The organism is Clostridium sp. 1001270J_160509_D11 (assembly GCF_015667935.1).
Taxonomy (GTDB): Bacteria; Bacillota; Clostridia; order Peptostreptococcales; family Peptostreptococcaceae; genus Intestinibacter.
Window position 1 is genome coordinate 1 of record NZ_JADPET010000097.1, and the last position, 10,972, is coordinate 10,972.

The 10,972-nt window shown below is 29.4% G+C and carries 13 protein-coding genes; 3 read left to right on the forward strand and 10 right to left on the reverse strand.

Features of this window, described 5'->3' with window-relative positions:
* Nucleotides 1-57 precede the first annotated feature (57 nt).
* Nucleotides 58-1,260 (reverse strand): nucleoside transporter C-terminal domain-containing protein, encoded by a 1,203-nt coding sequence (locus tag I4U58_RS09450; RefSeq protein ID WP_195931054.1) that lies wholly within the window; start codon nt 1,258-1,260, stop codon nt 58-60.
* Between the two features lie 566 nt (nt 1,261-1,826).
* Between I4U58_RS09450 and I4U58_RS13955 the strand changes: the two genes are divergently transcribed.
* On the forward strand, nt 1,827-2,060 hold the full coding sequence (locus tag I4U58_RS13955; protein ID WP_207743858.1) for a hypothetical protein: 234 nt from the start codon (nt 1,827-1,829) through the stop codon (nt 2,058-2,060).
* 353 nt (nt 2,061-2,413) lie between these two features.
* Here the strand turns inward: I4U58_RS13955 and pyrE are convergent, their stop codons facing one another.
* The 4 genes from pyrE to pyrB all read right to left on the reverse strand — a co-directional run bounded on the left by pyrE (nt 2,414) and on the right by pyrB (nt 5,703).
* The gene (pyrE, locus tag I4U58_RS09460) at nt 2,414-2,998 is read right to left on the reverse strand and encodes an orotate phosphoribosyltransferase (RefSeq protein ID WP_195931055.1); all 585 of its coding nucleotides are present in this window, start codon (nt 2,996-2,998) and stop codon (nt 2,414-2,416) included.
* 170 nt (nt 2,999-3,168) lie between these two features.
* On the reverse strand, nt 3,169-4,071 hold the full coding sequence (locus I4U58_RS09465) for a dihydroorotate dehydrogenase (RefSeq protein WP_195931056.1): 903 nt from the start codon (nt 4,069-4,071) through the stop codon (nt 3,169-3,171).
* Nucleotides 4,071-4,775 (reverse strand): dihydroorotate dehydrogenase electron transfer subunit, encoded by a 705-nt coding sequence (locus I4U58_RS09470; protein WP_195931057.1) that lies wholly within the window; start codon nt 4,773-4,775, stop codon nt 4,071-4,073. The genes I4U58_RS09465 and I4U58_RS09470 overlap by 1 nt, the downstream gene beginning before the upstream one ends.
* Nucleotides 4,776-4,779: 4 nt before the next feature.
* Entirely contained in the window at nt 4,780-5,703 is a 924-nt protein-coding gene (pyrB, locus tag I4U58_RS09475; RefSeq protein ID WP_195931058.1) for an aspartate carbamoyltransferase, read from the reverse strand.
* A gap of 436 nt (nt 5,704-6,139) precedes the next feature.
* Here pyrB and I4U58_RS09480 point away from each other — a divergent pair, with 436 nt between their 5' ends.
* On the forward strand, nt 6,140-7,504 hold the full coding sequence (locus tag I4U58_RS09480) for an MATE family efflux transporter (protein ID WP_195931059.1): 1,365 nt from the start codon (nt 6,140-6,142) through the stop codon (nt 7,502-7,504).
* A gap of 112 nt (nt 7,505-7,616) precedes the next feature.
* Here I4U58_RS09480 and I4U58_RS09485 read toward each other — a convergent pair whose 3' ends face one another.
* The 5 genes from I4U58_RS09485 to I4U58_RS09500 form a co-directional block, all read right to left on the reverse strand.
* Nucleotides 7,617-8,423 carry a hypothetical protein gene (locus I4U58_RS09485; protein ID WP_195931060.1) on the reverse strand — a complete coding sequence of 269 codons (807 nt, stop codon included), beginning with the start codon at nt 8,421-8,423 and terminating at the stop codon, nt 7,617-7,619.
* 14 nt (nt 8,424-8,437) lie between these two features.
* On the reverse strand, nt 8,438-8,947 hold the full coding sequence (locus tag I4U58_RS09490) for a hypothetical protein (protein ID WP_195931061.1): 510 nt from the start codon (nt 8,945-8,947) through the stop codon (nt 8,438-8,440).
* 231 nt (nt 8,948-9,178) lie between these two features.
* Complete coding sequence (locus tag I4U58_RS09495) at nt 9,179-9,487, reverse strand: PhzF family phenazine biosynthesis protein (protein ID WP_347708175.1); 309 nt, start codon at nt 9,485-9,487, stop codon at nt 9,179-9,181.
* Complete coding sequence (locus I4U58_RS14320; protein WP_330644021.1) at nt 9,379-9,645, reverse strand: hypothetical protein; 267 nt, start codon at nt 9,643-9,645, stop codon at nt 9,379-9,381. Before I4U58_RS14320 ends, I4U58_RS09495 begins: the two co-directional genes overlap by 109 nt.
* 146 nt (nt 9,646-9,791) lie before the next feature.
* Nucleotides 9,792-10,220 (reverse strand): MarR family winged helix-turn-helix transcriptional regulator, encoded by a 429-nt coding sequence (locus I4U58_RS09500; protein WP_195931062.1) that lies wholly within the window; start codon nt 10,218-10,220, stop codon nt 9,792-9,794.
* A 171-nt stretch (nt 10,221-10,391) separates the two neighbouring features.
* Here I4U58_RS09500 and I4U58_RS09505 point away from each other — a divergent pair, with 171 nt between their 5' ends.
* The gene (locus I4U58_RS09505) at nt 10,392-10,874 is read left to right on the forward strand and encodes a DUF2798 domain-containing protein (RefSeq protein ID WP_195931063.1); all 483 of its coding nucleotides are present in this window, start codon (nt 10,392-10,394) and stop codon (nt 10,872-10,874) included.
* The last annotated feature ends 98 nt before the right edge of the window (nt 10,875-10,972 follow it).

The following is a 10,972-nucleotide window of genomic DNA, read 5'->3' on the forward strand; positions in this document are numbered from 1 at the left end:
TAAGACAAAGACTCTATTGTATTTTTTCATATCTATCACTTCCTAAATAAATTAATTTTAGAATAGTGTTATTAATCCAACTACCATTGAACTTAACACACTTACTGCAAATCCACCTATCATAGCTTTAAATGCTAATTTTGATAGAACTTTTCTTTTATCTGGACATAATGCAGATATACCTGATATACAAATTCCCATACTTGATATATTTGCAAAACCACAAAGTGAAATAGCCATAACTAAACCAGTTCTATAGTCTAATGATTTTATTACTTCTCCTAATGATTGGAATGCAACAAATTCATTTAATACTAATTTTTCACCTAATAATTGTCCTGCTCTAAGTATTTCTCCTCCATCAAGTCCCATTAAGAATCCTATTGGTGAGAATATATATGAGAATATTTGTTGTAGAGTTATACCAAATACACCTAGGATACCATTTACTAATGCTACTAAACCGATTATAGCTATTAAAGATGCTCCTATTGCTAAAGCACTTTGAAGACCATTCATTGCACCTTCTGCTATAGCTCCTATAAGATTTTCATTATCACCTTTATTATCTATGCTTACATCTTCAATATTTTGTACTTCTTCTAATTCTGGTAATAACATTTTTGATATCGCTATACTTCCAAATGGAACTAATGCACTTGCTATTAAGATATATTCCATAGGTATTCCTAATGCAACATATCCACCTATTATTGTAGCAGACATACTACCCATTCCAGATATTAAAACAACCATTATTTCACTTTCTGTCATAGATCTTAGATATTTACTTACTAATATTGGACTTTCTGTTTGTCCTAAGAACATATTGGCAACTGCTACGAAACTTTCAACTTTACTTGTTCCTAATAGTTTCCCAACGATTGTTCCTATTATTTTAACTATAAATCCTAATATTCCTAGGTAATATAAACCACCTACTAATGCTGAAATAAAGATTATATTTCCTAATGTTTGTATACCGAAAATAGATCCGGTTGGCGATGATGCATCAGCAAGACTTCCAAACACGAATGTAATACCTTCAGCACCATAACTTAATACTTGTGTTACTACAGCAGATACTTTTTCAATTACAAGTCTTCCTAAAGGGAATTTTACTAATATGAAAGCTATTAGAACTTGAATTAAAAAGGCTTTTATTACTGTTTTGTATGGTATATCCTTTTTGCTAGATGATAACAAATACATAATGCCCATAACTACTGCAATACCTAATAAATTTATTAATATTTTCATTTGACCTTTACCTTTCTTAAATTTACTTATTTATATTTATTTAACAATAATTAGTTTTTACATATATTAAGCATTTATCCGTATTATATGTAAATAGAAATTCTTAAATTTATGAATTTCTATATTTTAAATTAAAATATAGTTTAAATTTTTACACTAGGTTGCATTTAAGATTCTAACATCACACTCTTTTAATGTCAATTATTGTAGTTTCCATAAAAATATTGATAAATTCAAATAAAGTATTGTATGTTTTTATTGTTTTTTCGTTATATTTCAGTAAATATATTTGGTATACATTTTTTTATTATAGCTGCGATTTCTTCTTCACCATTAATACCATGTTTTTCGCATCTAGGTTTTATTATATTTAATACCTCTTCATATCCGTCTTGAATCGGAAAAGTATTTCTTGTACTTAAATTGATTTTATAAAAGTATTTATGTTTTTTATATGTTTTAGAAAGAATATAAACGATTCTTGTGAAAATATAGTATATTTTCCTGCATCCTTATAACTCTCTAATAGTTCCTTTAATTAATTTATAAAAGGAGTGTTATAAATTATGAAATCAGCTATTTATTTAGGAAAAGAAAATATTGAAATACAAAATAGACCAATGCCAGAGTTAGACGATTATGATGTATTGATAAAAAATACGAAACAATCTCTAAAGTCGTTGCTGTTGGAGATAAAGTCACAGAATTTAAAGTCGGTGAACGTGTTTATCCATACCCTCGTTTTGCAATTGGAGATACAAAACGAGCAGGAACAATTGGTGGATTTTCTGAATATATAAATATTCCAAATGCAAAGAAAAATTATTCTTTATATAATGTTGATGATTCTATCTCTGATAAAGTCGCTTGTCTTATTGAACCATTTACTGTTGGGTGCAGAGCTGCAAGACGTGCACAACCAAAACAAGGTGAAAATTTTGTTGTGTTTGGTTGTGGTACAATTGGGCTGGCGATGCAAATAATTCATTAAATGTAACAATTAAATTTTAATTATAACCACGTGTAAAATGTGTGGTTTATTCTGAGTCTATAAGCCTCTTTTTCTATTATAAATAAAATTTTCCTTAGAATTAAAAGAGGCTGCCTAATTTGGCAACCTCTTTTATATACTTATGACTTAAATTAACTGTGATTACATTCCTATTTCTTTGAATTCTCTACTACCTGGTTTAACTAATTCTATTTTTCCTTCTTTACATAAAGGACAGTTTTCAGCATCGTGAACTTGTATGTCTAATTTTATAGCACTGTATATTGGCATTCCTATTGGAGCACTTGTTCTATCTGCTATACAAGCAACACCTATAACTTCTCCACCTAATTCTTCTAGTGCTTTTTTAGTTTCTAAAGTTGATTTTCCAGTAGTTACAACATCTTCTGATATTATTATTTTAGCCCCTGGTTTAACTTCAAATCCTCTTCTTAATTGCATTACTCCGTCTTTTCTTTCAGTGAATACTGCTTCTTTGTTTAATTGTCTTCCTAATTCATAAGAAACTATTACTCCACCCATAGCTGGCCCAACTACTAAATCTATATCTAAATCTTTTATTTGATCAACTACTGTGCTTAGTACTTCTGCTGCATATTCTGGGTATCTTAAAACTTTTGCACATTGCACATATCTGTTACTGTGTTTTCCTGAAGATAATAAGAAATGTCCTTCTAATAATGCATCACTTTTCTTTAATATTTCTACTACATCTACTTTACTCATTTTTATATTCCTCCGATAATTTTAGTTTACTCTTTGTTTTAAGTTATTTTTTAATTTATATTTTTAATTTATTTTAAGGTTTTAAGGTTTATTTTTTAATTTATTATTTTTAAAATTTTATATTTCTAATTTTCTAGGTTAATTAAATTCCGCTTTGTATCAACCGATAACTATATTATTCCCCTTATTTCATCTAGAGATTTTATCCCCTCTTTTTCCATGAAATTATTTATTCCCTCTATTATTTCAAGTCCTACTTTTGGATTCATAAAGTTCGCTGTTCCAACTTGAACACAAGTTGCCCCTGCCATTATAAATTCTATAGCATCTTCAGCAGTCGTTATTCCGCCCATACCGAATACTGGTATGCTTACATTTTTACAAACTTCATGCACCATTCTAAGTGCTATTGGTTTTATAGCTGGACCTGATAATCCTGCATATACATTTTCAAATACAGGTTTTCTATTTTTTATATCTATTGCAAGAGCTTTAAATGTATTTACTAAAGATACACCGTCTGCCCCTTCTTCTTCACAAACTTTTGCCATTTCTACTATGTCTTCTGCATTTGGTGAAAGTTTTATTACTAGTGGCTTTTTGCAAACTGCTCTAACTTCTCTTACAACTTCTCTCGCAACTTCGCTTTTTATTCCGAATGCCATCCCACCTGCTTTAACATTTGGGCAAGAAATATTTAATTCGATTATGTCTATGTCTTTATCGTTTAAAAGTTCAACACCTTTTATGTAGTCCTCTAAACATCCTCCCCCTACGTTAGCAATTCTTATTAGGTCTAATTTTTCAAAGAAAGGAAGTTCTTTTTCTATAAATCCTTCTACCCCTGGATTTTCAAGTCCTACACTGTTTATCATTCCTGATGGTGTTTCCCAAACTCTTATTCCATTGTTTCCTGGTTTTGCATTTAATGTAAGTCCTTTTCCACTTACTCCACCTAATTGTGATATATCATAAACTTCGTTGTACTCTCTTCCAAATCCAAAGGTACCAGATGCCATTATTATTGGATTTTTAAAAGTTAAATTTTTAAATTTTACACTTAAATCAGCCATTAAAAAATCACATCCTCTCCCCAGAATACTGGACCGTCTTTACAAGTTTTTTTGTTTCCGCCTTGAGTTTTACAAGTACATACAAGACATGCACCCATACCACAAGCCATTCTATTTTCAAGAGATACCATTACTCTTGTGTTTGTTCCCTTTTCGGCATTTGTTTTTTCAACTTTGTCCATTAATGCCTTCATCATTGGTGTTGGACCACAAGTTAATATATAGTCGTATTCTTCTGTGTTTATTATGTCTGTAACAAAAGTGCTTCCTATTGCAGTTTTGACATTGTCACAAACTTCTTCGTATTTATCTATTAATATAGGTTCATTTCTAAAACCTAAATATGCATCACTATTTGGTATATTTTTTGCTACTAAGTATAGAGGTGCTACTCCGATTCCGCCTCCTACTAATGCAACTTTACCTTCTACCTTTTGGTACCCACTACCATAAGGTCCTTCTAATTTTATGTTGTCGCCAGGTGTTAATCTGCTGAATATTTTTGTCCCTTCGCCAACTACTTTATATAAAAAAGTTATACTGTTTTCGTCTATATCGTGAATACTGATGGGTCTTGATAGGGTTGGATACATATCCCATGCTCTAAGCATATAAAACTGACCCATTTCTCCTTTGAATTCTCCTTGTACCTTCATTTGGTACATATCTTCTCCTACGTATGCGTTCTCTATTATTTTGTACATTATTTTACTCCTCTACATCTACCCCTAAAAGTTTCATTATTAAAGCCATTCTTACATACATTCCAAACTTAGCTTGTTGGAAATATACTGCTCTTTTGTCGTCGTCTACTTCTGTTGCGATTTCGTTTACTCTTGGTAATGGATGCATTACTAACATATTTTCTGATGCTTTGTTCATTTTTTCTGCATCTAATCTATAACAGTCTTTTAATAATTCATATTCTTCTAAATCTGCAAATCTTTCTTTTTGAATTCTTGTCATATATAAAAGATCTAAGCTTGGTATTGCATCATCTAAGCTTGCAGTTTCATAATAAACATGATTTTTTAAATGTTGTTTTACATATCCAGGCATTCTTAATTGTTCTGGAGCTATAAATACAAATTTACTGTCGTTATATCTATTCATTGCTCTTACAAGTGAATGTACTGTTCTTCCGTATTTTAAATCCCCACATAGTCCTATTACGTGGTTATCTAATCTTCCTGTTAATGTTTTTATTGTTAGTAAATCTGTTAGTGTTTGAGTTGGATGTTGATTTCCACCATCTCCTGCGTTGATAAAAGGTACTTCAGCATATTTTATTGCTTCTGATGCTGAGCCTGCGATTGGATGTCTCATCGCGATTATATCAACATATCCAGATACTGTTCTTATTGTATCAGCTAATGATTCTCCTTTAGATACTGATGATGAGCCAGGTTCTGAAAATCCTACAACATTTCCACCTAATCTCTTCATCGCTGATTCAAAACTAAGTCTAGTTCTAGTTGATGGTTCATAAAATAATGTAGCTAATAATTTTCCCTTGCAAACTTCAGAATATTTGTCAGGATTAGCCATGATTTGTTGAGCCAAATCTAAAATTTCATCTATTTCTTTAATTGAAAAGTCTTCTGGTTGGACCAAATTTCTTGATTTTAACATTTTTATCCTCCTTTTTCAGCCTCACCGGACTAAAATTAAAAGTTATTTGTATTCTGTTAGTAGGTTATCATTTTTATATTTTTATGTCAATAGATTGCCATAAATTATCAATTAAATAAGTCATTATTTCCAAAAGTTGATATGAAATTTTATTATTTCGTACCTTTTTAATAATACCTATTTAACAAACTATAAATAACTTTAACGTAGTTATTTCTTTTTATTTTAGTTTGATTGATTACTACTTATATTATATGATATAATTTAATTGCTAACTAGTAGAAATACTAAAAGGCTATATATTTTCTCGTTTCTGAACAAAAATGAGCTGATATATAGCCTTTTTTTTATAACATATATAAAATTATACTCATTTTTGATTATGATTTCTTTTATATGTTTCAAAGAAATATTTATTTAATAAGGGGGTCGTTAAATGGAAAAAACAAATCAAAACCAAATGGGGACTAAACCGATTGCTTCTTTAATTTTTACTATGGGATGTCCACCTATAGTCTCTATGTTTGTGCAATCTATGTATAACATAGTCGATAGCATTTTTGTCGCAAAACTCGGTGAAAATGCACTAACTGCAGTATCGCTTGCCGCTCCAATCCAATATATATTATTAGCTGTTTCTGTCGGTGTAGGTGTTGGGATTAATTCTTATATCTCTAGAAATTTAGGGGCTGATAATATTGATGAGGCAAATAATACTGTTACCCACTCTATGATTTTAGCTCTTGCACATTCTGTTTTATTTATCATCTTGGGGCTATTATTTATCAAGCCATTTTTCAGAATTTATGCTAACAATGATGCAATTTTTTCCGATGGATGTAGTTACACTTATATAGTCGTGTTGCTTTCATTCTCTTTATTTTTTCAACTTACTTTTGAAAAAGTTTTTCAAGCAACAGGAAAAATGTTGCTACCAACTATTTCACAAATAATTGGGGCTATCTTAAATATAATTCTAGATCCAATATTTATATTTGGCTGGTTTGGAATGCCGAAACTTGGTGTTACTGGAGCCGCAATAGCCACTGTAATTGGTCAAATAGTATCATTCCTTATACTACTTATATTTTTCATCAGAAACGATAGCGTATTAAAAATCGATTTAAAACTGTTTAAATTCGATTGGAACATTATCAAGCAGATATATGCAGTTGGAATTCCATCGGCGCTTATGATTTCAATTTCTTCTATTCTTACAATTGCACTTAATTCTGTTTTAGTAAAATTCTCAAATACTGCCGTTTCGATTTACGGTATTTATTACAGACTTCAAACATTTATCACCATGCCTGTAAATGGGTTAGTTCAAGGTATTAGACCTATTATTGGATTTAATTATGGAGCCAAAGATAGGGGTAGAATTATTGAAACATTGAAGATAAGTCTTATTGTTTCTGTTGTGCTTATGTTAATTGGTTTATTATTGTTTATGTTTATACCAAGACAATTACTTTCAATGTTTAGTGCATCAGAAAATATGATGAGTCTTGGAGTTGTAACACTTCGTATAATGAGCCTTGGTTTCTTATTTTCTGCGATTTCGTTTATTATATCTGCGATGTATGAATCAATTGGAAAAGGAACTTACAGCTTGGCAATTTCTCTTGTAAGACAATGTATAATAATTATCCCAGTTTCTATGTTCTTTTATAAAATAATTGGGCTTACTGGAATTTGGATTACCTTCCCTGTATCTGAAATTGCAGCTGCACTTGTTTGTTTGTGGATGTTTATTAGAACTTGTAAAAAAGATGATGTATTTATTAAAAATAATGATTAGTTATTATTTTTGATATCTATTAATATAAAAAACCTTAAATCTGCATAAAAAAAGAAATGCCATTAAATATGACATTTCTTTTTTAAGTTATATAATTAATTATTTTTTATAATTAATTAGTATTTATTAATTCATATAATTTCTCTATTGAAACGGGATCTACTACAAGAATACTAGTTCCTAAAGTCTCTATTGTTTTGCCATTAGATTTTCCTATTATTGATGGTTTTATTATTGAATTTGATACTGAGTTATCAAGTGTCAAAGTAAAATCTATATCTCTTTCTTCATTTGGAGATAAATTTACACTATCAAAATCAATAGACAGTTTATCCGAAGAATTTAAATTAATTTTTTCTAGCAATATATCATTGTTAGAATTATTTTTTACTGTATAACTTAATAAATAAGTATTATCTTCGTTTATAGCTTCTACTAAAGAGATTCCACCCACAATTTCTATATCATCACTTACTGAATTTTCATCATATACTGTCACAGAATAATTTCCTAAATTAGCAGAGTAAGTATCTGATGCAGTAGTTATAACTGCCTCTATATCGTCTAATTTAAATTGTCCTGTAGTGTTAAATAACATATTAAACTGTAATGTATAACTTGTGAATTCAGGGAATTCTTGCTTATTATTTAACTCTATATCGTATATTTCACCATCATCAAAATTCTGTATACTTATAGATGTATCATCATCAATTTTATGATTAAAATCATAAATAGGAACCTGAATAATAATATCTTCATTTTTTAAAACAGAAATATCATTATCCCATTTCCCATAAATATAGACATTATAATTATTCTCATCCCCATTATAATCTAACTTCTTGCATCCAGTTATTAATCCAGGTAATAATAAAACTGAAATTATTGTTAAAAATATTTTATAACTCTTTTTCATATATAAAACCTAAATTAATTTACACTCCATTTATATTCAAAATGACTAAACTTATTTCCATATGCAATTGCGTTTTGAGTGTCCATAAATTTATCATTAACCATAAAATATCTTTGTTGATTTAGTTTAGTTCTGTTGTAAACATTTCTATATTTTATAGTGTATGTTTTATTCTTTTTTGGAGCACTTATTGAATATGAAGCCGTTCTATTAAAAGTTTCTGTTGTTGAATACCCTAGTGTTAGATCAAGTTTAGAATGACTTAATTTTATATTTCCTGTTAAAGTATTGCTTACAGTATAACCTTTTGTTAAGGATATTTTAACTCCTTTTCCTCCTTTTCCTTTTACACCTGTTTTCCAATCTCCATAATACTTTCCAGCTGAAGATTTAGATTTTACAATCCACGGACTCCACCCTGCACTATTTAGTGCTAAAGATGAAGATGATGTTGCTGCAACCATTGTTATAGATAGTACAAGGCTACAAGCAACCATAGAAATTTTTCTTAATAATTTTTTCATAATAAACCTCCCATATATTTTTTCCTCATTTATTATACATAATTTCATTACAAAATATATATTTTATGTAATAAAATTGTCTATTTGTAAAATATTACATATTTTTATATATACATTTATAAAGTTCAAAAATTTAAACACTATAAAAAGGATGCTGTAGAGTAAATTTTTATTTATCCACATACATCCCTTTTTAATTTATTATAAGTCTATAATCTCTTTTCAAGTGTATTACCCTATATTAATATCAGCTTCTGAATATAGGGCTGCCTTTCCGCTTAATTTAACCCTATCTCCATCTTTTGTGCAGTAAAGTGTTCCGCCTCTTGGTGATGCTTGATATGCCACAATTGAATTTTTATTTAATTTATTCATCCAATATGGTGCAATGTGGCAGTGACCTGAACCACAAACTGGATCTTCTGGTACGTTTAATTTTGGTGCGAAACTACGAGAAACACTATCTGTATCCTTTCCTGAAGCAGTTGCATGTAATAATTCATTACTACATATGCACAAGCTAAAGTAGCATGTCCACATAAGTCTATTTCTCCACCTGGTTTTGCATATGTAAATAAATTTCCAACATCGGGTTCAAATGATATTTCCTTTAACTTCTCAACAATTTCTTCATTCGCACCCATATCTGGAAATATCGATGCCATTTCTATCATTTCTAAATCCTTTTTCCCCGGCATTATATATGAATTTGTAGTAGCATCATAGGAAACAAAAGTCCCACTTCCGATTGTAGAAGTTAACAGTCCCTTAAGTTCGCACTGTTTAAAAGCTTTTGAAACTGTACTTACATTTACATCTTTAACTTTATTAAACTTTATTAAACTTATTTAAACCAAGAAGAGCTAAAAATTTCTTTCATCATATCAAATTTTTCTTTACCTATAGATTTGATTATTTCTTCTTCTATATTTCTTTTTATATGTAAAGTTTCATCCATAAAGTATCTCCCCTTATCGGTAAGACAAAGTAATTTATCTCTTGAATTATCTTGATGCTCCTCTATTTTTATATATCCTCTCTCCATTAAAACCTTGGCACATTTATGTGCTCCTTGGCGTGACATTCCTATCTTCTTAGCTATTTGGGCAACTGTTGTACTTTCTTTATGAATAATAGCAATCATATACGATTCTGTATCTGTTATTTTTTCTTCTCCGTTTTGTACCCATGCCTCTATTACCTTTTTTCTTAATTTAGCATGTTTATCACTTATTAAATCAACTAAATTATTCTCATTTAAATAAGTCTGCATAATATTACTCCTTTTATCCGTTGATTATTTATTTTGTTATTTATTATTATAACTATTTTTTTTAATTTTTAAAGTATTATCGTCAACTAAGTTGACAATTCATTTTTTAACTGTTATTATATCTTATGTCAACTAAGTTGACAATTATTATAATTAAAGTGAGGTAATTTAATGTTTAAAAATAAAAAAGAACATTTTATATTTATTTTAATGATATGTACAACTATGGTTTATATCCTGAGTTGTTATAACGTAGCACTTATAGAAGGATTTTCAGCAAATATATTTTTACATGCTATATTAGGATTCCCTGCTGCATTCGTATTCGCATTAATAGGAGATATCTTCGTAGTTGGTAAAATAGTTGGACGTATCGCCCCTAAATTTATAAAAGAAGGCGACAGTATGGCTAAAGTAGGAATAGTTATGTCATTCTTCACATGTTGTGGAATGGTTCTTTGGATGTCTGCATTCGGAGTTGTTACAAACCTTGGATTTGGACCACACTTCTTTGCAGCTTATGGATTAGGTATTGTGAGAAATGTTATAGTTGCAATGCCACTAAACTTATTAATAGTTTCTCCATTAATAAGGGCTATATTCTTCAAAATGTTCCCACCAACAGTTGAAAAAACAGAATCTAAAGCATCATAATTTTTATGAATTTTATTAAATGATAGATTGTCAATATAAGTGCAACATTTTATGTTTATGTTGCAGCGAAGACCTCTGCAGGTGTTTTATATCCAAGA